The sequence below is a fragment of the Ferrimonas senticii DSM 18821 genome (assembly GCF_000422665.1).
GTDB lineage: Bacteria > Pseudomonadota > Gammaproteobacteria > Enterobacterales > Shewanellaceae > Ferrimonas > Ferrimonas senticii.
Window position 1 is genome coordinate 60746 of record NZ_AUGM01000017.1, and the last position, 24721, is coordinate 85466.

Here is a 24721-nt window from a genome sequence, read left to right on the forward strand (position 1 = left end):
CCAAGCCGCAAGCTGGACAAACAAAAAGAGCACCTTGCGGTGCTCTTTGCGCTTTAGCGGGTTGGCGCCTTAACGGTTAAAGGTCAGGCGCTGACCGACGTTAGCGGTGCTAGCGGTAACGCCATCAAACACTCGATGGCCACCTACCCAAGTAGAAGCGATGCTGCTGCGTAGGGTGGTGTTTTCAAACGATGACCACTGGCACTTGTACAACAGGTTGTCTTTAGTAACCCGGTATGGCTGGTTCAGATCCACCAGCACCAAGTCGGCGTGATAACCTTCGCGCAGATAGCCACGCTCTTTCAGATTAAAGCGCTCGGCCACCGCGTGGCTGGTTTTTTGGACGATGGTCTCCAGGCTCAAAGCGCCACAGTGGTAGTGTTCAAACAGCGACTGCAGCGCGTGCTGCACCAGCGGCACCCCCGATGGCGCTTTGAAATAAGTGCCCTGTTTCTCTTCCCAAGTGTGCGGCGCGTGGTCGGTGGCGATGATGTCGATGATGTCACGACGCACCGCGTCCAGCAGCGCCAAACGGTCTCGTTCGGTTTTCACTGATGGGTTGCACTTAATTTGGCTGCCCAGCGTCAGGTAATCAGCATCGCTGTAGAACAGGTGATGAACACACGCCTCGGCGGTGATGTTGGCGCCTTTCAGATCCGCCAGTTTCTTACCGGCTTGGAACAGCGCCAACTCTTCGGCGGTAGAGATGTGCAGTACGTGCAGACGAGTGCCGTACTTGGTGGCCAGCTCAATCGCGGTTTTGGTGGACTTGATGCAAGCCTCACGAGAGCGAATTTCGCCGTGCAGTTGCATCGGTACCGCTTCGCCGTACTTGGCGCGAGCGGCGGCTTCGTTAGCGGCGATCATCGGGCTGTCTTCACAGTGGGTCGCCACTGGGATTGGGGCGTTGGCGAAGATCCCCGCTAGGGTCTCTTCGTTGTCCACCAGCATGTTACCTGTAGAGGCGCCCATAAAGATTTTGATGCCACAAGCGGCGTTAGGATCCAGCGACTTAATCACTTCCAAGTTGTCGTTGGTCGCGCCAAGGTAGAAGCTGTGGTTGGCGACCGATACCTCTGCAGCGCGAGCGAACTTGGCTTCCAGCGCTTCGACGTTGGTGGTCTGTGGGTTAACGTTGGGCATCTCCATAAAGGAGGTGATGCCACCAGCCACCGCGGCGCGGGACTCGGTGGCCATGCTGCCCTTTTGAGTTAGGCCTGGCTCACGGAAGTGTACTTGGTCGTCAATCATCCCTGGGATCAACAACTTGCCGTTGGCATCAATGACTTCAGCGCCGGCTGGGGCACTGATCTGGCCACCGATCTGTTCGATGCGGCCATTTTTAATAAGCAGATCGCCGCTTTGACGGATCCCTTCGTTGAGAATTTCAGCGTTACTGATCAAGGTAGTAGTCATGGCTTTTATATCTTGTTCTGACGGATAGGGCGGTGCTAATAATACGCGCTTAACAGTAATTTTCCCATCCAAAGGAGACCTTAGATGGTTCGGTTGTTGTCGGCTTGTTCGCTGATCTGCTTGGCATTTTCTGCATCGGCCGTGGAGCTGCGTGGTGCCTTAACTCAAGGTAGCTTGCTGCGTGGTCAAGCGGCGGTGGGAGAAACCATCCAACTTAATGGGCAAGCGGTAACGGTGGCTGATGATGGCCAGTTTGTGATTGGTTTTGGCCGAGATGCCGAGCTGACTCAGCAGTTAGCGATCACCAGCGCCGATGGTCAGCGGCGGATTGAAACCATTGAGCTTCGCCCTCGCGAATACCGGATCCAACGAATCGAGGGGATCGCTAAGCGGATTATGCAACCTAACCCAGACGACGTGGCACGGGCTCAGCGCGATGCCAAACTGGCAAGAGCAGCGCGGGCCAGATTTGAATCAAGCACCGCGTGGCAACAAGATTTTATCTGGCCGCTGCAAGGGCGGATCACTGGGGTTTACGGCAGTCAGCGGATCTACAACGGTGAGCCGAAAAGCCCACACTTCGGCATCGATATTGCTGCGCCTAGCGGCACTGAGGTAGTGGCGCCAGCGGCGGGGATCGTTACCTTAACCGAAGATATGTTTTACTCTGGCAATACGGTAATCATTGATCACGGCCATGGCGTCAGTTCAACCTTTTTGCACCTAAGCCGGATGTTGGTTAAACCCGGAGATGTGGTAGAACAGGGGCAGGTGGTCGCGCAAGTTGGCTCGACTGGGCGTTCAACAGGGCCGCACCTAGACTGGCGCATGAACTGGTTTAGTGAGCGCGTTGATCCCAGTTTGCTGGTGCCGGCGATGCCACGTTAGCCGCGCGAACAACCATAAGAAGAGGTAATAGGGATATGACCGAGCTAGAGCTGCAACTGTCGCCATTTCAAACGCTGATTGATCGTCATCATGGCGACAGCCTGAAATGGAACCGCTTTGACGCCAAGGTGCTGCCGATGTGGGTCGCGGATATGGACTTCGCTATCGCGCCGGCGATTCAGGCGGCGATTGCCGCGCGCACCGGGCACCCGTTGTATGGCTATGCCGAGGTCGATCAAGCGCTGCTTGACGCTGCGGTCAGCTGGCTTAGTAAACGCTGGGATTGGCAAGTTAACCCGAAGCATCTGGTGGCATTACCGGCGGTGGTGCCGGGACTTAACTTTGCGGTTCGCGCCTTGGCTGAACCTAAGCGTCTGGCCTGGCCTAATCCGGTCTACGGGCCGATTGCTAAGGTGGCCGAACATCTTGGTCTTGAAGGCGGCACCTTTGCCGTCAGTGCCGAGCATGGTTGGGATCTGGCCGAGCTAGAAACCCAGCTTAAGCTGGGCGCCAAGGTGGTGCTGCTCTGTTGTCCACAAAATCCCATTGGCCGTACCTTTAGCCTTGATGAATATCAGCAGTTGGCGGCGCTGATTTTGCGCTATGACGCTTGGGTGGTCAGCGATGATATTCATGGGGATCTGATTTTTGATGGCCAGCGTCACCTGCCGCTGGCCAAAGCGGTGCCGCAATTGGCTGAGCGAGTGCTAACGCTGTTTGCTGCTGGCAAGGCGTTCAATATCGCTGGGCTGCCGTTTGCCTTCGCCCACGTCAGCAACAACGACTGGCGTCGACGCCTGCAACGAGCCCTTGCTGGTTTTGCACCGGCACCGAATGTACTGGCAATGACCGCCAGCAAAGCCGCTTGGCAGCACGGCGAGTCGTGGCTGGAGGAGTTGCTTGAAACCTTGCAGCACAACCGTGAACTGCTGCGACAAGCCTTCGCGGATCAACAACAGGTACGGCTGATAATCCCGCAAGCGACCTATCTCGCGTGGTTTGATTGTCGGGCGCTTGGTTGGGATAGTCCGGCTAAGGTGCTGCGTGAGTTTGGCCTTGGGGTATCCGATGGCAGTGAGTTTGGCATGGCGGGCTTTGCGCGATTGAACTTCGCCTGTCCGGAACTGACGCTGCAAGAGGGAATAGCCCGCTTTAAACGGGCTATTGCGGCATACCGCTGAGCTTAGACCGAGATCTTAGGCGGCTGCAATCGGCATCAGGCCAAGAACCTGACGAATATCCCATGGGTGGATTTTGACGGTGACGCCATCGTAGCGAAACGCCACGGTGGGATTGGTCACCGGTTCATCGTCGCCTTTAGGGCAACTGCTTTTCATCTCGATACCGATGCTGCCATCACTTAATACCGGCCATTTGGCAATGATCGCCGGTAGCTGCCGCACGGCATCAAGCATCTGCGCTTTGTCGGTTGCGCCGCACGGCAGCACCAATTCGACATGCTCCCAACCATCGCGGCGCTTTTTGCCGTCGGGAAACGGCAACTCAATCAGATCTATCGCCCAAGGGCCAACCTGAATCGGGGTGTCTAACTGGATAAGCAGAATCGGGCGGCCATTAATCTGTTTCTCAGACAGCAGCTTGCCATGGCCAAGCAGTTCACTTTTGATCGCCTCGGCGTCGGCCAAGTTGGTTAGCCGTAAGGCGATGTGATCGGCGTGTAAGCGGGCTCGCACCAGACCTAGGCGGTCGGCGAGCTGGGTGGCGGCGTCAGCAAACTGTGGCAGTTGCTCCATCAACTGTTGGTAATTCATGACTGGCTCCAAAGGGCGGTGGCGATTGGTTGCCCGGATGATAACTCAAGAACTTGAAATTGCTGGCCATCAAAGTAACCGAAGCTGGCGGGGTGGCCGTTTTTCGGGCCAGTAATGGAACCGGGATTAAAGTGCAATTTGCCCGCTAACCACTGCGCTTGTGGCAGATGGGTGTGGCCATAGATGATCCCTTCACCTGCGCGCAGCGGCGGCAGTTGGTTGGGGCCTAGCAGGTGGCCGTGGGTTAAGCACAAGCGCTTGTTATCGACCAGCAGCCAGTTGTATTCCGCCAGCAGCGGGAAGTCACACAGCATCTGATCGACCTCGGAGTCGCAATTGCCACGAACCGCAATAATGCGATCGGCGTATTGGTTCAGAAGTGCAGCTACCCCTTGTGGGTCATAACCTTCAGGAATGGGATTGCGTGGGCCGTGGTTGAGCAGATCGCCCAGCACCAACAAGGTGCTGCACTCAAGCCGGTCAAACCAAGCCAAGGCTTGCTCTAGTGCTGGACGACAGCCGTGAATATCGGAAATTATTAGCATGGAGAGTAACGACAGCGGGGTAATAGGAGAATTTTACCTGCTGCACCGATGGCCATACAGGACTAAATTCGGTTTCCCTGAATAGACACATAAGTGATTGTAAACAAAGCTTTTAAAGGCATGTTATCTGCGGTAGTTTGTGTTTTGCGCCTTTACAAAAAATAAACAATTGGCGCCAGCCGGGGAGGCAAAAATGGAAGACAGTCGAAAGTCGAGGGATCGGAGCCAATCAGCGGCATCAGCAGATGAACAACTGCCAAGTGGTTTAGTGGCCACCATGTTGCTCTGTGTGTTGACCTCGGTTGACCGTGAGCATTTGGATGAACTGGGGGATTCTAACGTCGCGCTGGCGTTTGATCTGGGCATTGCGGTGCAGGTTGCCGAAGAGGAGCAAGCGCCATTGCCCGATCTGTTGGCAGAGGTTTTTTCGTTCTACAACCGTCAGTTACAGATGTCTATGCCAACTAAACGGTTAGGAATGAAAGTGGCTGAACGCTACTACAAGAGCCAAGAGCACGATCATCAAGTGCATTAACAACGCCGTTGAATGGCAATAAAAAACCCCGCCTAGGCGGGGTTTTAAAATTCTTAATCTAACTTAGATTTTAGAAACGTTAGCAGCTTGTGGGCCCTTTGGACCTTGTTCGATATCGAACTTCACTGCCTGGCCTTCCGCCAGAGATTTAAAGCCGTCGCCAGCGATAGCGCGGAAGTGTACGAATACATCGCCGCCGCCGTTGTCTTGGCTGATAAAACCAAAACCTTTGTCGTCATTAAACCACTTAACGGTACCAGTTGCTTGAGACATGGGTCTCTCCCGAATCAATAATGCAAAATCATGCTACGCATGACTGTAGATCTGTCTCCTTGCGGAGACAATAAAAAAATTACCTGACAGTTATATCAAGTAACTATTACAAACGCACGACGTTTGCTGCTTGTGGGCCTTTTGGACCCTGTTCGATATCGAACTTAACTGCCGCGCCTTCCGCTAGGCTCTTGAAACCATCGCCAGAAATGGCACGGAAGTGTACGAATACATCGCCACCGCCGTTATCTTGGCTGATAAAGCCGTAGCCTTTTTCATCGTTAAACCATTTAACGGTGCCAGTCGCTTGGGACATCGATCTCTCCTGAATCTATCAATCTGTTGCTTTCACAATTTGCACAAGGGGTTTCTCTTTCAAAGAGGCGCTTCGCGTTAACCGGGCTTGAGCGTAGTGAAACAAGCGGATAGAGCGGAAGAGTTCAAGTTCAAATTGTGGCCGTCACGTCCTTGACGGACTTTTGCACTATACCACTTAGGCAGGTGAATACCATTGGCTGGTCAACAAATTATCGTAAAAATAATGTTTTTCTGATGGAAAACAATTTATTGACCAGCCTAAGAAATAGCTTTTTTCGCCCAATTCTAAAGAATTAGCGAGTTAGCTCACTTACCACACCCGAACCACAAGGCCTTTGAGGTAAAAACCCTCAGGGTAAGCGCAGCCGATTGGGTGGTCTGCGGCCTGAGTCAGCTTTTGCACAATTTGGCCGTCACGACCGGCATCCAGCGCCGCATCGGCAACGATTTTTTGGAACAATGGTGCATCCATCAGTCCAGAGCAAGAGTAGGTCAGCAGTACGCCGCCAGGCTTGATGCATTGCATCGCTACCATGTTGATGTCTTTGTAGCCTCGGCAGGCGCCAACCAATTGCGCTTTGTTGTCGGCAAACTTTGGCGGGTCTAGCACAATCACATCGAACTGCTCACCGCTGTCACGGTATTGGCGCAGCAGTTTGAATACATCGGCTTCAACGTTGCTCAGTTTGCTCAGATCCAGTTGGTTTATTTCAGCGGTTTGCTGCGCCAATGCCAGTGCCGGCGCTGATACGTCGGCGTTGATCACCTCGGCGGCGCCAGCGCGCAGGGCGTAAGTACCAAAACCGCCGGTGTAGCTAAAGCAGTTCAACACCCGTTTGCCTTTAACGTAGCTGGCGGCGATGGCGCGGTTGTCACGTTGATCGATGTAGGCGCCGGTCTTGTGGCCGCTAACCACATCCACCAGCAGTTTCAAGCCGTTCTCCATAAAGGTCATCGGCTGGGCGGGCAGTTCGCCATGCAGCAGCCCTTGAGTTGGCTCTAGCCCCTCTTTTTTGCGGACATCGACGTCGGAACGTTCGTAGATGGTGAGCTCTGGGAATTGGCTGCGCAGGGCGTTGATGAACGCCTCGCGTTGGTATTCGGCACCGGCGCTCAGCAGTTGGCACACCAGCACGTTTTCAAAGCGATCCACTGTGATCCCTGGTAGCCCATCGGATTCACCGGCGATCAGACGGTAACCGGTCAGGCCGCCTTGCTCGATGACGTGTTCGCGACCGGCTTGGGCACGGGCGATCCGGCGTTCAAACATCGCTTGGTCAACGGTTTCGGTCTGCTCGAAGGTCCAGATCCGCACTCGGATCTGTGACTTCGGCGAGTAAGCACCGCGTCCGAGCCAACGCCCATCCTTGGCATAAACCTCAACAGTTTCACCTTGTTGAGGCTGGCCTTCTACCTGTTCAATGCCGTTGGAAAATACCCAAGGGTGACGACGTAGCAGCGATTTCTCGCGCGCTTTTTTCAGGATAATTTTGGCAGACATGGCGTTGTTCTATTGATGAAAAGTTGGCGGATTGTAGGCATGCGTCAGCGATAGGGCAAGTCATACCCGATGCGGCTGTGGCATAATCGCGTCCCCCTGTTTTTAGCCAGATAGCATCCCCCATGAACGACATCAGCTTTGACGGCCGTGCCGCCAAATTTGCCAACAACATCTACGGTACCAGTAAAGGCCAAGTGCGCGAGGCAGTGCTGTGGCATCTGCTGCAGCAGGGGTTGTTACCGCAATTGCCTTTGGCTGGGCGGGTGCTGGACGCCGGTGGTGGTCAGGGACAGTTGGCACGCCGAGTCGCCGCCGCTGGCCACCAAGTGGTACTGACGGATCTGTCGCAGGAGATGCTGATGCTGGCGCAAGAGCAGGCCGAGCACGCCGGTTTGGCGGCGCGGTTTCAATACATCCATGGGCCGATTCAAGCGCTGGCCGAGCAGCAACTGGCGCCATTTGATGCGGTGATTTGCCATGCGGTGTTGGAGTGGTTGGCGGATCCCGAACCGGTGATTGCCGAGCTCTATCAGCAGTTAAAGCCCGGTGGCCGGTTGTCGCTGGCGTTTTTTAACTACCAAGGGGCAGAGTTGCATAACTTGGTGGCCGGTAATTTCGATAACTTAGGCGAGGCGATGACCACCAAGAAAACCCGCCGAGTTCGGATGGTGCCGCAGCATCCGCTGCACAATGATCGAGTGATTGCGATGGCCGAAGCGGTTGGCTTCACCGTGGTTGAGCAAGCTGGCGTGCGAGTTATCCACGATTATCTGCGGGATAAATCGCTGCAACGTACCCAGCTTGAGCGCTTGATCGAGTTGGAATTGGAGTTCTGCCGTAAGCCGCTGTATCGCGATATCGGCCGCTATACCCATCTGCTGCTGCAAAAGTAACCAAATGGCCGTGGCCACGTAGCCAGCAAAACTAGGGCGCAGCCAGATTGGCTGCGCCCTAGTTGAAACGGGAGACTACTTTTCGTTGGCCATTAGATCACGAAGCGGCGGCGGTGATCCGTTGATAGAGCGAGTCTTTTAGTTCGGCGCGGTCGTGTTTAAGTTTGTGCATTTGATCATCGCCAATCGGGCTGTTGTTCAGCTCTAAGGTGCGGATCTCTTTGTCCAATGCATTGTATTGTTTGGTGTCTTGAGCAAACGTTGGGTCGTTGGCCAACAACGACTCGATAACCGCTTGGTGCTCTGGAAAATCGTTCACCAGAGAATGTACTTCACCTAACATGAAACCCCCTTGGGTTGAGTTGAGTGGAGAGGGCGTGTTCACATTTGCCGTTTATTTTTGCGCCCACCATTGGCTGTCTTTAGAGCCAAATTAAACTTGGCCAGTCACTTTGACCGTCTCATTTTGTGGAGGGCGCCCTTCAGGGTCGGACTAGCGTCTGTCACTCTTCGTCATACGATTTTCGACGTAGAACCACTATGCCTTCAATCGCAATCCTCGACTGACAGTCGCTATCCTCGACCAAATTCTGAACAGCAAACATCAACACGACCTCGCATGGCCAACTAACTGTAGCATCATGTTGGTTGCAGGGCGTTTGCCCAAGATCAATCCCCCGCGTGTTGTACGTTTAAATCACAGTTGATTGATTTGGCGCAGATACTGTTCGGCCTGCTGTAACACGGCGTGGCGCTCGGCGGGGTTGCGGTTGTGCCAATGACTGAGCACCATTCGGGTACGTGGGTTGCGACCCAACTCATCAGCATGTTTGTCCATAAAGCGCCAGTACAGGCTGTTCCAGGGGCAAGCGCCGGCGCCGGTGGTGCTTTTTACCTTGTAGCGACAGTGCTGACAGTAATCGCTCATCTTGTTGATGTAGTTGCCGCTGGCGGCATAGGGCTTGGACGCCAACAGTCCGCCATCAGCAAACTGGCTCATGCCACGGGTGTTGGGCATCTCGACCCATTCGATGGCGTCGATGTAGATCCCAAGGTACCAGCCGTCGACCTCATCGGGATCCACTTCGGTTAACAGCGCAAAGGTGCCGGTCACCATCAGTCGCTGAATGTGGTGGGCATAAGCATATTGCAGCGATTGGCCGATGGCTTGGCTAAGGCAGTGCATCTGGGTGTCACCATTCCAATACCACGCGGGCAGTGGCCTGCTGGCGCCAAAATGATTGCGCTGGCCGTACTGCGGCATATTGAGCCAATAGATCCCGCGCACATACTCACGCCAGCCCAGTATCTGCCGGACAAACCCTTCAATCTGCGCCAGTTCAATCGCCGGATCCTGTTGATAAGCGGCAATGGCGCGATCAATCACCTGCAGTGGCGCCAGCATTTTGCAGTTAAGAGCGAAGCTTAGGCGGGCATGATAAAGGCTCCAGCGGTGCGGAGCGCTGCTGCTCATGGCGTCTTGAAAGCGGCCAAATTGCGGTAGTAAATATTCGCAAAAGTGATCCAGCAGTTGTTCGGCTTGCCGAGCGTTAATCGGCCATAGCAAGCTGTTGCCAATGTCACCGATGGTGTCGACTTGATGGCGTGTCAGCCGCTGTTTGATGGCGCTGATGTCGTTGGCAAACAGCAGGGGCTCAGGCACTGCCGCGAAATGTTCTGGCTTGAGTGGGTTGCGATTTTGCTTGTCGTAGTTCCATTTGCCGCCGCTGGGTTTGCCATCGTCCATTAACACCTGAAAGCGTTTGCGCATACGCCGGTAAAAGGTTTCCATCCGCTGCGCTTGGTTGCGGGTAAAGTGCTGATCCAGCTCGTCAAACGGCACCAAAAAATGTTCGCTATCGACCTCATCGCAAGGCACTGGCAACTGCATCTGCCGCAGTTGCTTAAGTAGGCGGTACTCGTCTGGGCGTTGGTATTCAAAGCGCTGGGCGCCGCAATCAACTATCACCGCATCAAGCAGCGTTGGCAGATCGGCAAAGGCGCAGCTGTCATCTAAATCCAGATAACGCACTTGATGGCCGGTGCGCTCTAGAGCACTTGCAAATTCGCCCATGGCGGCAAAGAAGGCGCACACCTTTTGGATATGATGACGGCAGTAGTCGGTTTCCTGTTTTAGCTCTGCCAGCAGGTACAACACTCCGTCGTCTGCTTGCTTAAACCAACTGTGCTGCAGATTGAGTTGGTCGCCTAAGACCAATCTAACGGTGTGGATCACGGTGGCTACTTTCCTTTGTTGCGGCGACTAGATGACGTTGACGACGGCAACGCTCGGAACAGTAGCGCACCTGTTGCCAGCACTGCTGCCATTTTTTGCGCCATTGAAACGGCCGTTGGCATACGGCACAAAGCTTAGTTTGCTGTCGTAGCGAATCGACTTTCATGGTTCGGCTCTGGCAGTCACTGGCCAATCGCTGTGATCAAGGCTGTCGAGTGGCGCAGGGTGGCGGTCGCCCCCCCATTTAGCGATAAATTCGCCATCTGGATCGTAGATTTCGGTCTGTTTGGCCAGATCGAACTGGCGCCAACCTCGGGGATCTTGGCCCACGCCCGCTAGGTACTGCCAATTGCCCCAGTTGCAGCCGACGTCATGATCGATCAACTGTTGCTGAAAATAGGCGGCACCGTAGCGCCAATCGAGGGCCAATTCATGAACAAAACAGCTGGCCAGCAATTGGCGAGCGCGATTAGAGGTGTAGCCCGTGGCGTTAAGCTGGTTAATGGCGGCGTTGATTATTGGATAAGGGGTTGCGCCTTGGCACCACTTGGCGAAGCGTTCAGGGTAAAAGCTGGTGGGGCGGCGGATGCCTTGGGTGCCAGTAAAGGCAAATAAGCGACTTTGGGCGGATAACGCCAACCACTGAAAATATTCACGCCACAGCAGTTCAACCCGGATCCAATCGGTGCTGTCGTTGCGACTTTGCTGCGCTTCATGGGTGCTGATCGCTTGCCACAGTTGCCGTGGTGATAAACAACCGTGGGCCAGCCACGGGGAAAATTTGGTGGAGCTGCACCAGTCATCAAGGGCGTTGCGAGTCTGCTTGTAGGTTTGCGGGGCGGCGCTGTCGAAGTAGTGCTCGGCGTGCTGCAAACCGGCACTTTCGCCGCCGCAAAACAGCGCTTGCGGTAGGGTGGCCAGAGGCGGCAAGAATTCACTTTGCAATTGCAGCGAGGCGGGCAATAGTCGCGGCGCTGGCAATGGTTTGGCAGGCGCAATCGCTGCCATCTGTTTACGAAACTTGCTGAAGCTGGCGGGTAACTGCGACAGCGGGAGCGGCAGCTGTTCTAAACGAAAAAGAGTTGAGCCTTCAATTGCATGGCAGCGCTGCTCGCCCAGTTGCTGCTGCAGCGTCAAATATTGGCGCCGTTCCTCTTCACCAAAAGGGGCGCTGCAATACAGATCGTTGAGCCAGTGATTGCGCATCAGTTGTGGAATGATGGTCAGCGGATCGCCGATGCGGATCAACAACTGTTGCCCCAGCTCGCCAAGACGCTGATCCAAATCCTGCAGGCTTTGCTGCAAAAACCGCCATTGATGATCGCCAATCCGGCGGCTGTGCCAATTGTCGGCCACGAACCAGCGGGGCTCGACGATGTACAGACACACCAGTGCCTCGCGAGCGCCACTGGCGGCAATCAGTGCAGGATTATCTGCTAGGCGTAAGTCATTGCGAAACCACATCAGTGACCGTTTCATGGCTGCTCCTCGGGCAATGGAGATCACCTTGTTACGAGCAGTAACGGCGGTTGGACTTACTCTAATTCGCTAATTGCGCCATCGCTGGCAGCAACAACCACTGGCAAGTTGCTCGCCAAGCTTGAATTGGCGGCGGTTCTCAAGCTGTTGCCTAGGTCAAATATCTGACCGGTCTATTTGACTGACAGTGATCAATCTTGCATTTTGGTCGGCGTTTCGATCAATCTCCGGTATTTGTTTTGTTTTCATGGCGTAAATCGCGCTCCAATAGCGCGTCTTTGGGTAACGATGGTGACGCAGGTTCGCCAACACCTCTGGCAAGACTAACGCGCTTGCCTGCACAATTTATGGCGCTGCCAAAACGCCATAAAAGCGCCATTGTTTCCGGTTCGGTGTTGCTCGCGATGGCGGCGTTGTACAGCCAAATGGCGACGCCAAGCAGTGTCACGGCGCCATTATCTAAGCGTCAAAGTGTGGCGCTGCCGACCTCGGTCACCGGTGAACAGGGCGCGGTGCGAGTGATTGCGCCAACGTTACCAACGACGCCGACCCGCACCGTGGTAAGCAATAGTACGCCACTGGTGCCATCCGCAGTACCCTCAACAACAGCAACAACAGCAACAACAGCCGCGCAGCCAACTCCTGCAGTGGCAACCGCAGAACTGGCGAGCGGTAATGGCGCTGTTGCCAACCAATCGAGTGAACCAGAGCCGGTGATCGATGCCAACGCACCGACCTATCAACATCGGATTGAAAAAGGCGATACCTTAAGTGCGCTGTTTGATCGCTTTGCCATCAGCCAACAGCAGATGTTGCAGGTGCTCGAGGCCGACTACGAGGTGTTGGCGCTGGACACCTTGATGCCCGATGACATCCTTTACTTCTGGGTTGATGGCGCCGGCCAGTTGACCAAGTTTGAGATTGAGTTTGATCGCGCCCGGCAGGTAGTGTTCAACCGCGTTGATGACACCTTTAGCGTTGAGCGAATCGAGGTAGAGGGCCACTGGCGTGCTCATCCGACCGCGATTGAGATCCGTGGCAGTTTCGAACGTTCGGCAACTAAGGCGGGTTTGAGCCTAGCCCAAGCGCAGCAGATCTCGCAGATGTTCAAAGACAAACTCGACTTTCGCCGCCAGTTGCGCGCGGGCGACAAAGTACGGGTACTGCATCAGTACCAGTCTATCGACGGTGAAGCCACCGGCAATTGGCGTTTGATGGCGGTTGAATTTGAAGGTCGTAATTGGCTGCACACCGCTTATCTGCATGACGATGGCAGCTATTACGATGCCGATGGCAACAGCCTAGCGCGGGCGTTTATGCGCCACCCGTTTGAGCAAACCCCACGGATCTCCTCCAAATTTAATCCACGTCGGTTGCATCCGGTGACTGGGCGAGTCAGCCCGCACAACGGCACCGATTACGCTGCCCGCACCGGTACCCCAATTTTGGCGGCGGGCGATGGCGTGGTGCAACGGGTGGAAAACCACCGCATCGCTGGCAAATACGTGGTGATCAAGCATGGTGGTGAATACGCGACCCGTTACCTGCACATGTCGCGGATCGACGTTAAACGTGGGCAAACCGTAAGTCGCGGCCAGCGCATCGGCGCGGTTGGTGCCACTGGACGGGTGACTGGCGCCCACCTGCACTATGAGTTTTTGATCCGCGGCCGCGCGGTGAACTCCTTAACTGCCAAGATCCCGATGGCGACCTCGGTGCCGAAAAAAGAGAAGGGCGAGTTTTTGGTGAAAGTAGATGGCTACCAAAAACAGATGCAAGAGTATGTCGCCAGTTATGGCGGTGGCGAGACCATGACTCGCTGACGTCAGTAGTCGATTATGCCAAGCCCTCCAACGCCAATGGTGCTGGGGGGCTTTGTTTTTGTTGGCTTTGACGCTCAATGGCGCCGCTAACGGGATCGTAATGCCACTGTTTGGCCAGATGCAGATTCAGCGGCAGCGGGCCATCGATGGCGGCAATGGCCAAGCCGTAGCAGCGATTGTGTTGTTGGTGTTGCTGGGCAATTCGCTGCTGCAGTTCACCGTCCAGTTCGGTCATCACGAAATCGGAAATCAATAACAGATCCGCGTGTTGAAATTCTGCTTGCTCCAGCAGCGCCAGCCCATGTCGCAGTGCTGGGGTAATGTCGGTGCCGCCGTTAAAGCTGCGCTGTAAAAACGCCAGCAGCGGTTCAAGGCCTGCACTGGGGTCGAGTTGCAGAGTGTCGATTTGGGTTGAAAAGTTAATCAGATAACAGTCACGCCGCTGCGCTAAGGCGGTGCCGGCCAAATACAGTGCCACCGCTTTGGCGATCAGTTCTGGTGCGCCTTGCATCGATAAACTGCTGTCGATACAGAGGATCATCGGCCCCAATTGGTCTTCGACCGCGACGCTGTGGGGAATCGTTACAGTGAGGTAGCTTGGCTCGGTTTGCCAGCCTTTGAGTTCAAATTGGCTTAGGCGCTGCTCAGCATATTTCAGATCAAATAGTGCGGCCAGATCGGCGTCGGCCAACTGCGCCAATTCTGCAGGCAACAGATAAGCCAGTTCACGGCCAAGGGTAAGCCCAAATAGTTCCTCTTTGGCGGGGGCATTAGCCTGGTTCTGCCAGCGGCGCTGACGCTGCGGCAGCCATTCAATTTGTTGGCTTACGCTGGCTTTGCGCTGTTTTCCCAACTGTTGACACAGCGCTAATAGCTGCGGCTGTTGCTGCAGCAGTTTGGCCCATTGTTCGATTTGACCGATCTGTTGCGGTTGCAGGCGACCATTGGAAAAATCCACCAGTAACCCGGGTTCCAACCCCAGCGCGGTCAGATCACGGCTGAGTCGTGCCAGCAGTTGCAGCCATTGCTGCAGGGCATGCCACTGCTGTTGGCGGATCAATATCAACTGCTGGATCTGCCATTGCTGTTGGCGCTGGCTTAGCTGTTGCTGCCACTGTTGGGTTAGCAGCCGCAGCAGCATTCGATAATGGCGTGGATCGCCATGGTCGCGATTCAGTTGGCTGTGCCAAAAGCGCTGGTTGTGCGGCAGTTGCTGCGCCTGCAAAAACTGCTGGTAGTGCTGCCAGTGTTGCTGCAATTGCGCCGCCGACAGTTCAGTTTGTTGAAGATCGGTTTGCGCGGCTTGCAGCTGCTGTTGCACCGTTTGCAGCGGGTCGTCATCGTGTAACTGCTGCTGCGCTTGTTGCTCTAGCTGTTGCAGCACCGTTGCCAGTCGCGCTTGTAACTGCGGTGAGGCGCTGAGCAGATCGCTATAGCGCTCGGTTAACGTGTCAAACATTGGCTGGTGCCGTATCGGGCTGATTGTCGTTAGCCAGAGTTAACAGCGCTTGGGTGCGCAGTAAGTTGAGTTCCAGATCGGCTTGTTGTTGGCTGAAGGCCAGCTCAAGCAACTGCTGCTCCTCAGCGCTAATAAAGGGGTTGCTGCCAGCCTGTTCGAACTGCTGTTGGTACGCTTTCGCTTGCTTGATTGCAGCACTGAGTTGCTGCGCAAGGGTCATTAATTGCTGCTGTAACGTGGTCAGAGTCGCGCCATCGATCCGTTGCCGCGCTTCCCCTTGCTGATGCAATACCGTCGGCTTAAATGGTTTGACGCTGAAAGCCGAGGTGTCGAAATTACCGTGCTCGGCGTAGCGGATAGTCATCAGCCCGGACTCGGAAAACTGGCATTGGATATCGGTCTTTAGCGGTCCAAGCGGATCGTAGGGATGGAATGGACGGCGACTGTGACGCTGGCTTTGATGCACGAAAAAGTCGAAGTACACCGGCGCTTTGGCATTGTGGTTGTGTTCGGCATGGGTGCGGACGTAGAAGAAGCCATCACGCTGGGCAATCGGTTGTTCGTTGTGAACCCCAAAGAAGTGCTGCTGCGGATAGAAGTCGCAGGTGTCGAACACCGTCTCTGGGTAGAACAATAGCTGGTTCAGTTGCTGATCGAGGATGTCCAGTTGTTGGTAGCTGCCGCTCACATCAATGTCGCAGGGACAGGCGACTTCCATTACGCATTGTTCAAGCAGTTCGGCAACCGCTTGGCGCTGTTGTGGTTGACTCCATAGGCAGTGACGTAACAACAGCAGATCGCTGTGGTTGGTATAGCGGCGACCGCAACAAAAGGCCGATGCGCGCAGCAGTTGCGCTGCTCGTTGCCAACGGCGGTCGGAGACGTACAGCTCTGGCTGCTGTTCGCTTAGGAGCTGACGTAGGCGCTGCAATAGCGTCAAGCTGTCGCTGCCAATCTCGACTTGGGCGATTTGCGTCAGCCACTGTTGATGTTGTTCGGCATCAATTGGATCACCATCGGCGAGGGCGATGTCCGCTTGGGCTGGGGCGCTGCAGAGCATCTGGGCAAAGTTATGCCACTGCTCAGTCGGGGTTACCTCCAGCCTCACCAAAAAGCGATCGTATAACGCCTCTAGTCCCTGATCCGGCTGCGGCAGTTCATTGGAGGCGGCGATAAGCCCTTTAAGTGGCACCGCCAACTGCTGCTCGCCGTTGCGAAATTGTCGTTCGTTGATCAGGGTCAGCAGGGTGTTTAGGATCGCCGGACTGGATTTCCAAATCTCATCCAAAAAGGCAAATTCAACCGCCGGTAAATAGCCGTCGATTTTGCGTTGATAACGATCCTGTTTTAACGCCGCCAACGATACCGGACCAAACACCTCATCGGGGGTGCTGAAGCGATTCATCAAACATTCAAAATAGCGGGCGTCGGCAAAAGCTAATGCGATCCGCCGTGCCAAAAGACTTTTACCGGTACCCGGTGGCCCCAGTAAAAAGCTGTGTTGTCCGGCAATGGCGGTTAACAGCGCCAGCGCGACCGTTTGCTTGCGTTCAAACAGGTCGTGATTGATGGCGTCGATCAGTCGGTTGATCTGCGGCAGTGGTGAAGTCGGAGTCATGACGGCGTGCAGTGACAAAAGAGATTGTCGACATCATAGAGATAAACCTCGCCATTGGTGGGCGGCACAGCTAAAAACGGTGAGGCGGATCTCAGCTGATCAGTGGTGGCGGTGGTGGATTTTGCTCAAAGTCTGCCGCCAAACGATTGTCGATCCGAACCAGATAATCCCCCTCTTCCCAGATGATTTGGCAGGGGTACCCCAAGCTTTTAAATAGCCGCAACATTGGGCTGTTTTGTGGGTGTACCATGGCAATCATCTCGTCGATGCCCCAGCGTCGCCCTTGCTCGAGCAGGGTGCTGACAATCAACCGCCCCAGTCCCAAGCGTTGAAATTGGTCAACCATCATGCATGACAGTTCACCGATGTTGGCGTCGGGGCTGGTACGAATAATGCGACCGGCTCCGGCCAGTTGGCCGTCGTAGAACAAGATCAGCGATAGATGTACTGCGAAATCGACGTCGGTGTAACGCCTAACCTGAGCCACTGTGGGTTTGTCGATCGCCCGCAAAAATCGCATATACAGTGATCGCCGCGATACATAAGGGTAGAGGGCGACAATCGCTTCGGCGTCGTCGGGGCGACTGGCTCGGATCAACACCGGCGCGCCATCGCGGGCATAGGTTTCGATCGACAATGACGCGGCGTCGGCGGCGGTTAATCGAGTTACGCTTGGGGCTGACTGTTGGGACATGAGGTAGCATTCACAGCGGCAGTTGCTTGCAGTATAGCTACAGCAACCACTTGGCTTAAATGCATTAGGGCAAAGTTTTGTTGGAGAAAAAGCAAAGCGACCTGTGCCGTGCAGCAACAGGTCGCCAATTAAGGTAAGTGCTATTTCTAGTCGCGGCTGCGGTTCATCCGTTCGGCAATCAAACCATCCAGCACGGCGGGATCGGCCAAAGTCGATGAATCACCCAGCGCGGTCACTTCGTCGGCAGCAATCTTACGCAGGAATCGGCGCATGATTTTACCCGAACGGGTTTTAGGTAGCCCCGATGCCCACTGCACTAGGTCTGGCGAGGCCAGCGCGCCAATTTCGCTGCGTACCCATTTTCGCAGTGCTTGGCGCAGCTCCTCACTGGGTTCGGTACCGCGGTTCAGGGTGACGTAGGCGTAGATCCCTTGGCCTTTGATGTCGTGCGGGTAACCAACCACCGCCGCTTCGGCAACGTCGGGGTGGGCGACCAGTGCCGATTCGATCTCTGCGGTGCCAAGGCGGTGGCCAGAGACGTTGATAACGTCATCGACGCGGCCAGTGATCCAGTAATAGCCATCCTCGTCACGACGGGCACCATCGCCAGTAAAATACATGCCGCGGAAGGTCTTGAAATAGGTCAGCACAAAGCGTTCGTGATCGCCGTAGACGCTGCGCATCTGCCCGGGCCAAGAGTCAAGGATCACCAAATTGCCTTCACCGGCGCCCTCAATCAGTTGACCTTCATTATCGACCAGCGCCGGTTGCACGCCAAAGAACGGCCGGGTGGCGGAGCCGGGCTTCAGATCGGTGGCCCCCGGCAGTGGCGAGATCAGCACACCGCCGGTTTCGGTTTGCCACCAAGTATCAACAATCGGGCACTGCTCTTTGCCAATAACGTTGTAGTACCAGCGCCACGCTTCGGGATTGATGGGTTCGCCGACCGACCCCATGATCCGCAAACTGGAACCATCAAAGTTTTGGTAGTCGTCGGCGCCTTGCGCCATTAGGGCGCGGATAAGGGTGGGGGCGGTGTAGAGAATATTAACCTTATGCCGATCGATCATCTCGCCCATACGACCAGCGTTGGGCCAGTTGGGTACCCCTTCGTGCATCAAAATGGTGGCACCATTGGCGAGAGGACCGTACACCATATAGCTGTGGCCGGTGATCCAACCGACATCGGCGGTACACCAATAGATCTCATCGTCTCGGTAATCAAAGACATATTCGTGGGTCATCGACGCGTACACTAGGTAACCGCCGGTAGTGTGTAGCACCCCTTTGGGTTTGCCGGTCGAACCGGAGGTGTAGAGGATAAACAGCGGATCTTCGGCGTTTTGCTCTTCGACTGGGCAATGTTCTGAGGCCACCGACATCAACGATTTAAAGCAGATGTCACGTCCCTCAACCCAATCGACCTCAGCCCCAGTGCGTTTGAGTACAATCACCTTTTCGATGGTGGTTACTTGTTCCGATTGCAACGCCAAATCGATGTTGGCTTTCAGTGGAATGGCGCGGCCACCGCGAATGCCCTCATCGGCGGTGATCACCACTTTCGATTGGCCGTCGTTAATGCGAGAGGCGATCGAATCTGGCGAGAACCCGCCAAAAATCACTGAATGCACGGCGCCGATGCGGGCACAGGCCAGCATCGCCACCGCGGCTTCCGGGACCATCGGCATGTAGATGGTGACCACATCGCCTTTGCGTACGCCTTGGCTACGTAGGGCATTAGCAAACTTACAGACTTCACGGTGCAGTTCGCGGTAGCTTAGGGTGCGCTGCTCGCTAGCGTCATCGCCCTCCCAGATGATGGCGGTTTTATCGCCGCGACTGGCTAAGTGGCGATCGATGCAGTTGTGGGCCGCGTTCAGGGTGCCGTCGCTGTACCAGTTGATAAACAGATTGTGGTCGTCGAAGCTGACGTCTTTGATCTGGCTATAGGGTTTGATCCAATCGAGGCGTTCGCCCTGTTCGCGCCAGAACCCTTCTGGGTTGATGATCGATTGTTGGTACATCTTCTGGTACTGCTCATCGTTGAGCTTACAGTTGGCCGCCAGTGCGGCGCTAACTGGGTAGAGAGTCTGGGTACTCATGCGGGATCCCTATCCTTTGAAAACAACTCGCAGTCAGTGTTGCAACGGCCACTTACAGCAACCATTAGACCATCGTCTATTCGCCAGATAATGTTGATAAATTATTGATCTAAAAGGGTATGATGGCGATGTCTTGGCATCATACTTTGGCCTAAGTTAGAAGGGATCTACCGTGACCAGTTACACCATCGCCATCATCGCATTGGCCTACATTAGCATCTTGTTTTTGGTGGCGTGGCTGGGAGAGCGCTATGCCAGTGCGTGGCTAAAGCGCGGTAAAACGGTGATCTACGCCCTGTCATTGGCGGTTTACTGTTCCAGTTGGAGTTTTCTCGGCACCGTTGGCCAAGCGGCGCAGCAACCGTGGGCCTTTGTGCCGATCATCATCGCTCCGGTACTGATGTTTTCGCTCGGCTTTGGCTTTATCCGTCGGGTGGTCAAAGTCGCCAATGATCAGAGCATTACTTCGATGGCGGATTTTATCGCCGCCCGCTACGGCAAATCGCAGTTGCTGGCGGTCGGGGTCACTTTGGTGGCGACCCTAGCGTTGATGCCCTACATGGCGCTGCAACTGAAAGCGATGGTGGTGGCGATCAACCTATTTCAAGGCGACAGCCAGCTTGATGAGGGGATGCTGGCGCTGGGGATCACCATCACCTTGGCGCTGTTTGCCATCCTGTTCGGTACCCGTAAGCTCGATGCCACCGAGCACAATCCGGGCATGATTGTCGCAGTGGCGTTTGAATCGGTGGTCAAGCTGCTGGCGTTTGTCGCCGTCGGTGCGGTGGTGTTGTTTGCGGTGTTTGATGGCCCGGCCGATCTGTTTGCCCAGGCGCAGCAGCAACGGCAGTTACCGTCCTTTTCCTTAGATCTGTTGGACATCGCCCCCGATACCTTGATTGCGATGGCGGCCTTTATGGCGCTGCCGCGGATGTTTCACGTGCTGGTGGTTGAAAATAACCATGAACGCAGCCTATTGAAAAGTCGCTGGGCGTTGCCGGCCTATCTGATCCTGTGGGCGCTGTTTGTGATCCCGCTGGCGGTCGCTGGCCGCGTCTTGCTGGGGGACAGTGTCCATGCGGATACCTACGTCATTACTTTGCCGCAATATTTACAGATGGATTGGTTGGCGGTGGTGGCGCTGCTGGGGGCGATCTCGGCCGCCAGTTCGATGGTGATTGTGGCGGTGGTTACGGTCGCCATTATGATCTCCAACGAATGGATGATCCCGCTGGCACTGCGCAGCGGTACCATCCGCGATAAGAACTTCAACCAATTCTCAACCCGGCTGCTTAACAGTCGGCGGCTGATTATTGTGCTGGTGCTGCTGGCCGCTTATGGCGCTTATCTGCAGATTGATCAGGCTCCAAGCCTAGCGCGGATTGGCATGCTGGCCTTTGGCGGCTTTGCCCAGTTGGCACCGGCGTTTGTTGGCGCGGTTTATTGGCGCCGGGGCCACCGCAATGGGGTCTTGGCCGGTTTGTTGGTCGGACTATTGGGCTGGGTGTTGGTGTTGTCGAAGCCGCTGTTGGCTGAGCAGGGCTGGCAGCTAGTGTGGTTTGGGCTAAGCGCCGATATGAGCCAATTGCTGCTGGTACTGTGCATCAATAGCGCCTTGTTTGTCGGCTTTTCGGTATTGGCACGGCCCACGGTTACCGATCGGGTACAAGCGCGGATCTTTACTCAGTCCATTCTGCCTAAGCGCGGAGTTAACCCTCACAGCAACATCAGCCAGCAGGAACTGTTGCTGTTGGTTAGTCGCTTTATCGGTCCGGATCGCGCCTATCGCAGTTTCGCCCAGCAATTTCCGAGCGCGATTGCCCGCGATACTTGGAACAAAAAAGCTGAGCCAGAGATGGTGGAGGCCGGTGAGCGGATGCTGGCTTCGGTGCTGGGGGCGGCTTCGGCTTCGGCGGTGATGCAGAGCGTACTTGAGGGGCAGGATCTGGCGATTGATCAGGTGTTTAGACTGGTGGATGAAGCCAGTGCCAAGATTGTCTTGGGGCAAGATCAGATGCGCGGCGCGATTGAGCACGCCGCTGAGGGGATCTCGGTGGTTGATAAAGATCTGAATCTGGTGGCTTGGAATCGCACCTATCAGCAACTGTTTGACTATCCAGATGGCTTCTTAGTGGTGGGCAAACCGGTTGAAGAGATCGTTCGCTATAACGCCTCTTTGGGACGCTGTGGCCCCGGGGAGGTCGAGCAGCATGTGGCGAAACGGGTCAACTATATGCGTGCGGGCTCAGCGCATAAGTCGGAACGGCGCCGTGCCGATGGGCAGGTGATCCAGATGCAGGGCAACCCGATGCCTGATGGTGGCTTTGTGATGACCTTTTTCGACATTACCGAGTTTCGTCAGCAACAGCAGGCTTTGACCAGCCTAAATGAAGAGCTAGAGCTGCGGGTGGCGGAACGTACCCGCGAACTCACCCAGCTCAATCAACAATTGCGCCAAGCTAAGGCGGCGGAAGAGTTGGCCAACCAATCGAAAAGTCGTTTCTTAGCGGCGGTGGGGCACGATCTGATGCAGCCGTTAAATGCGGCGCGGTTGTTTACCGCCTCGATGCTGCAAGATGGCCAGCGGCAGCAACAAGATAAGGCCAGTCTGCACAATATCGCCAACTCATTAAGAAGCGCCGGTGAGATGCTGGCGGACTTGTTGGATATCTCGAAATTAGAAGCGGGCAATTTTACTTTGAATCGCCGCCCGGTGCGCTTGAAAACGGTACTGCAACCGTTGGTGGTGGAATTTGAGGCGATGTCGTTGGCGGCCGGACTTAAGTTCCGCCAGCAGTTAGCGGATGTGGTGATCGACACCGATCCCAATATGTTACGCCGGATTGTACAGAACTTTTTAACCAATGCTCTGCGCTACACCGACAGTGGCACCATTTTGCTTGGCTGCCGGCGCTGTGGCGACAGCATCGAGATCCAAGTGCATGACACCGGTTGTGGTATTAACCAAAGCGATCTCGCGCTGATCTTCCGCGAGTTCCAACAGGTGGATGAGCATCGTGGCAACAGCGGCTTAGGCTTAGGTTTGGCGATTGCCGATAGGGTGGCGCATGCGCTAAAGCATCCGCTGTCGGTGCGTTCGCAACTTGGTCGCGGTTCAATGTTTTCGGTGCGGGTACCGTTAACCGATGCGGTAGTGGAAGAGCCCAAACTAGCGACGCCATCGGCGTTTGTTAATCGCTCACTGCAGGGGATAACGGTGTTGTGCATCGATAACGAAGAGGCCATTTTGGCGGCGCTAAAAGGATTACTGGAGCGCTGGCAGTGCCAAGTGGTTACCGCCACCAGCTTAGCCGATGCGCGCATGCAACTGGGATTTGCCGGCGTGGCGCCACAGATGATTCTGGCCGATTACCACCTGGATGATGGCCGCACCGGTTTAGAAGCGATGCGGGCGTTACGACAAAGTTATGGTCGCGAAATACCCGGCATTTTGATCACCGCCGATACCCGTAAAGAGTTGCTGGAACAGGTGGAGGCCGAGGGCTTTGGGTTTATGGCGAAGATGGTTAAACCGGCGGCGCTAAAAGCATTGATGTCGGCACAATTGCGCCAGCGGCTAAACTAGCTGTCGGCTTCGGCTTCGGCTTCGGCTTCGGCTTCGACTGCGCTATCGCTTTGGCAAATGCGGCTGCGACCGGAGGCCTTGGCTAAGTACAGGCGTCGATCGGCGATGCTGTAAAGGTTGTGAAGTTCGTGATTGTCGTTTGGCCAGCAGGCGATGCCAGCTGAAAAGGCGTAGCTGATGCTGTGCTGTTTGAACTGACACGGATTTTCAGCCAGAAATCGTTGCAGTTTGGTGAGCAGTGTCATCGCGCCGTTGCTATCAGTATGTGGCAGCAGCAGGGCAAACTCCTCACCGCCCAAGCGAAACGCTTGGTCATCATGGCGGGTGTTACTGCGCAGCAGTTCACTAAAATGCAGCAAAGTGGCATCGCCAGCGGGATGACCATAGCGATCATTAACCTGCTTAAAGTAATCCAGATCGATAAGTACCAATACCAGCGGTTTGCTCTGGAGCTTCACCGCGCGATCTCGCAGTTGCTTAAATTGCGGTTGCAACTGACTGCGATTTTGCAAGCCGGTTAGGGGATCACTGTCGGCCCGCCGTTGCAGTGACTTAAGTAATAAAAAGCGCTCACTTTCATGTTGGTGGGCAACTGCCCAGACTGACAGATACAGCACTGTTAGGCTCAACAGATTAAGCCAATGGACATTAATATGGTCGCTGAACTGCGCCCACGCCATCATCGGCACCAGCGCTAACAGGTGCAGGGCGGTTAGGCCATTGCCCCAACGCCGGCCGGTCAGGGGGTAGATAAATACCGGCACTAACAGGCTCCACGCTAGATGGGCGGTTACTGCAACTGTGGTGGAGATGCTGGAGTATATCTGCAGGGCACTGAAGCCGCCGTAAAGCACCAGTAGATAGGGCAGTAGCCGTTGGCTATGAAAGGTGAGCTGCCGTAAGAACAAGCAGTAAAACATCATCAACAACTCGGCCAAAGCCAACTGTGCTCGCTCGTAATGCAGGTCGATAAGGCAATAGAGCAGATAGATTGCCGCCAAGATCAACAGCAGCCGCCGCAGAATCGGCAGCCGGTAAACATCCAGTTCTGTCGGTGAGGAGGGGGTGAACATCAACAGTTACAGCATCGATAGGTCATGCTGTAACTGTAGTTACTTCATTGCGTTGGCAAATTCCAATATTGGGGAGGTTAGCAACACCGTATCGTTGGCAAACGTTTAGGCGGTTTGGCTAAACCGCTGCAGCATTAGCGCCATCTGTTGCTGTACTTGCTGGATCCCTTTTAGTGGTCGTAGCATCACTTTAAAGTCAACAATCTGCCCCTGCTGATCCCATTCAATCATATCGACGCCATTGACCTTAATCCCATCCAGTTCTAGCTCAAACTCTAAGATGCTGTGGTCGCCGTTTTCTACTTGGCGAACGTAGCGGAAGCTGTCATTCAGCAGCACCATAAAGGCGGCACTTAGGTATTTTTGCACCAACGCTTTGCCCTGTTGTGGGGTATGAATAACCGGCGAATGAAATTGCGCGTTGTCGGCCAGTAGATCGCCCAGGGCGCCGATGTTGCGGCTTTGGATAAGTTGATGCCATGCGTCACTGCGATTCATGTTGCGGTTCCT

Annotated in this window: 22 protein-coding genes; 6 read left to right on the forward strand and 16 right to left on the reverse strand. The window is 55.1% G+C overall.

What is annotated here, in order from left to right; all coding sequences use genetic code 11:
• Window positions 1–69 precede the first annotated feature (69 nt).
• Window positions 70–1416 carry a dihydroorotase gene (locus G506_RS0110205; RefSeq protein WP_028116776.1) on the reverse strand — a complete coding sequence of 449 codons (1347 nt, stop codon included), beginning with the start codon at window positions 1414–1416 and terminating at the stop codon, window positions 70–72.
• A gap of 84 nt (window positions 1417–1500) precedes the next feature.
• On the opposite strand from G506_RS0110205, the gene G506_RS0110210 reads away from it, so the two are divergent.
• On the forward strand, window positions 1501–2304 hold the full coding sequence (locus tag G506_RS0110210; RefSeq protein ID WP_028116777.1) for a M23 family metallopeptidase: 804 nt from the start codon (window positions 1501–1503) through the stop codon (window positions 2302–2304).
• Between the two features lie 35 nt (window positions 2305–2339).
• Entirely contained in the window at window positions 2340–3485 is a 1146-nt protein-coding gene (locus tag G506_RS0110215) for a MalY/PatB family protein (protein ID WP_051202047.1), read from the forward strand.
• Between the two features lie 15 nt (window positions 3486–3500).
• Here the strand turns inward: G506_RS0110215 and G506_RS0110220 are convergent, their stop codons facing one another.
• Together G506_RS0110220 and yfcE are read right to left on the reverse strand one after the other, a co-directional pair.
• Window positions 3501–4076 carry a VOC family protein gene (locus G506_RS0110220; protein ID WP_028116779.1) on the reverse strand — a complete coding sequence of 192 codons (576 nt, stop codon included), beginning with the start codon at window positions 4074–4076 and terminating at the stop codon, window positions 3501–3503.
• Window positions 4073–4621: a phosphodiesterase gene (yfcE, locus tag G506_RS0110225; RefSeq protein ID WP_028116780.1), complete on the reverse strand. Its 549-nt coding sequence runs from the start codon at window positions 4619–4621 to the stop codon at window positions 4073–4075. Before yfcE ends, G506_RS0110220 begins: the two co-directional genes overlap by 4 nt.
• Before the next feature lie 193 nt (window positions 4622–4814).
• Here yfcE and G506_RS0110230 point away from each other — a divergent pair, with 193 nt between their 5' ends.
• On the forward strand, window positions 4815–5156 hold the full coding sequence (locus tag G506_RS0110230) for a hypothetical protein (RefSeq protein ID WP_156904867.1): 342 nt from the start codon (window positions 4815–4817) through the stop codon (window positions 5154–5156).
• A 63-nt stretch (window positions 5157–5219) separates the two neighbouring features.
• Here G506_RS0110230 and cspE (G506_RS0110235) read toward each other — a convergent pair whose 3' ends face one another.
• The 3 genes from cspE (G506_RS0110235) to G506_RS0110245 all read right to left on the reverse strand — a co-directional run bounded on the left by cspE (G506_RS0110235) (window position 5220) and on the right by G506_RS0110245 (window position 7248).
• Entirely contained in the window at window positions 5220–5429 is a 210-nt protein-coding gene (gene cspE / locus G506_RS0110235) for a transcription antiterminator/RNA stability regulator CspE (protein ID WP_028116782.1), read from the reverse strand.
• Between the two features lie 106 nt (window positions 5430–5535).
• Window positions 5536–5745: a transcription antiterminator/RNA stability regulator CspE gene (cspE, locus tag G506_RS19455; RefSeq protein WP_035387237.1), complete on the reverse strand. Its 210-nt coding sequence runs from the start codon at window positions 5743–5745 to the stop codon at window positions 5536–5538.
• A 312-nt stretch (window positions 5746–6057) separates the two neighbouring features.
• Entirely contained in the window at window positions 6058–7248 is a 1191-nt protein-coding gene (locus tag G506_RS0110245) for a class I SAM-dependent methyltransferase (RefSeq protein ID WP_028116783.1), read from the reverse strand.
• A gap of 122 nt (window positions 7249–7370) precedes the next feature.
• On the opposite strand from G506_RS0110245, the gene G506_RS0110250 reads away from it, so the two are divergent.
• Window positions 7371–8141, forward strand: a complete 771-nt coding sequence (locus G506_RS0110250) for a methyltransferase domain-containing protein (protein ID WP_028116784.1) — start codon at window positions 7371–7373, stop codon at window positions 8139–8141.
• Window positions 8142–8238: 97 nt separating this feature from the next.
• Here the strand turns inward: G506_RS0110250 and G506_RS0110255 are convergent, their stop codons facing one another.
• The 4 genes from G506_RS0110255 to G506_RS0110265 form a co-directional block, all read right to left on the reverse strand.
• Window positions 8239–8484 (reverse strand): HP1242/YdcH family protein, encoded by a 246-nt coding sequence (locus G506_RS0110255; protein WP_028116785.1) that lies wholly within the window; start codon window positions 8482–8484, stop codon window positions 8239–8241.
• A 354-nt stretch (window positions 8485–8838) separates the two neighbouring features.
• Window positions 8839–10377, reverse strand: coding sequence for a cryptochrome/photolyase family protein (locus G506_RS0110260; protein WP_084631310.1), 1539 nt, complete (start codon window positions 10375–10377; stop codon window positions 8839–8841).
• Window positions 10361–10543, reverse strand: a complete 183-nt coding sequence (locus tag G506_RS20705) for a DUF2256 domain-containing protein (RefSeq protein WP_084631312.1) — start codon at window positions 10541–10543, stop codon at window positions 10361–10363. Before G506_RS20705 ends, G506_RS0110260 begins: the two co-directional genes overlap by 17 nt.
• Window positions 10540–11856: a DASH family cryptochrome gene (locus tag G506_RS0110265; protein ID WP_051202049.1), complete on the reverse strand. Its 1317-nt coding sequence runs from the start codon at window positions 11854–11856 to the stop codon at window positions 10540–10542. Before G506_RS0110265 ends, G506_RS20705 begins: the two co-directional genes overlap by 4 nt.
• A gap of 347 nt (window positions 11857–12203) precedes the next feature.
• On the opposite strand from G506_RS0110265, the gene G506_RS19460 reads away from it, so the two are divergent.
• Window positions 12204–13679, forward strand: a complete 1476-nt coding sequence (locus tag G506_RS19460) for a peptidoglycan DD-metalloendopeptidase family protein (RefSeq protein WP_156904868.1) — start codon at window positions 12204–12206, stop codon at window positions 13677–13679.
• A 13-nt stretch (window positions 13680–13692) separates the two neighbouring features.
• Here the strand turns inward: G506_RS19460 and G506_RS19465 are convergent, their stop codons facing one another.
• The 4 genes from G506_RS19465 to acs form a co-directional block, all read right to left on the reverse strand.
• Window positions 13693–15138: a vWA domain-containing protein gene (locus tag G506_RS19465; RefSeq protein WP_051202050.1), complete on the reverse strand. Its 1446-nt coding sequence runs from the start codon at window positions 15136–15138 to the stop codon at window positions 13693–13695.
• Window positions 15131–16756 (reverse strand): AAA family ATPase, encoded by a 1626-nt coding sequence (locus G506_RS19470; RefSeq protein ID WP_051202051.1) that lies wholly within the window; start codon window positions 16754–16756, stop codon window positions 15131–15133. Before G506_RS19470 ends, G506_RS19465 begins: the two co-directional genes overlap by 8 nt.
• Window positions 16757–16847: 91 nt before the next feature.
• The gene (locus tag G506_RS0110285) at window positions 16848–17450 is read right to left on the reverse strand and encodes a GNAT family N-acetyltransferase (RefSeq protein WP_028116788.1); all 603 of its coding nucleotides are present in this window, start codon (window positions 17448–17450) and stop codon (window positions 16848–16850) included.
• 146 nt (window positions 17451–17596) lie between these two features.
• Window positions 17597–19552 carry an acetate--CoA ligase gene (acs, locus tag G506_RS0110290; RefSeq protein WP_028116789.1) on the reverse strand — a complete coding sequence of 652 codons (1956 nt, stop codon included), beginning with the start codon at window positions 19550–19552 and terminating at the stop codon, window positions 17597–17599.
• A 172-nt stretch (window positions 19553–19724) separates the two neighbouring features.
• Here acs and G506_RS0110295 point away from each other — a divergent pair, with 172 nt between their 5' ends.
• Entirely contained in the window at window positions 19725–23138 is a 3414-nt protein-coding gene (locus tag G506_RS0110295) for a PAS domain-containing hybrid sensor histidine kinase/response regulator (protein WP_028116790.1), read from the forward strand.
• On the opposite strand, the gene G506_RS0110300 is transcribed toward G506_RS0110295, so the two are convergent.
• Both G506_RS0110300 and G506_RS0110305 read right to left on the reverse strand, forming a co-directional pair.
• Window positions 23135–24211 (reverse strand): GGDEF domain-containing protein, encoded by a 1077-nt coding sequence (locus G506_RS0110300; RefSeq protein WP_028116791.1) that lies wholly within the window; start codon window positions 24209–24211, stop codon window positions 23135–23137. The two genes, G506_RS0110295 and G506_RS0110300, sit on opposite strands and share 4 nt — an antisense overlap.
• A 105-nt stretch (window positions 24212–24316) precedes the next feature.
• Window positions 24317–24709 carry a nuclear transport factor 2 family protein gene (locus G506_RS0110305; protein ID WP_028116792.1) on the reverse strand — a complete coding sequence of 131 codons (393 nt, stop codon included), beginning with the start codon at window positions 24707–24709 and terminating at the stop codon, window positions 24317–24319.
• Window positions 24710–24721: the final 12 nt, after the last annotated feature.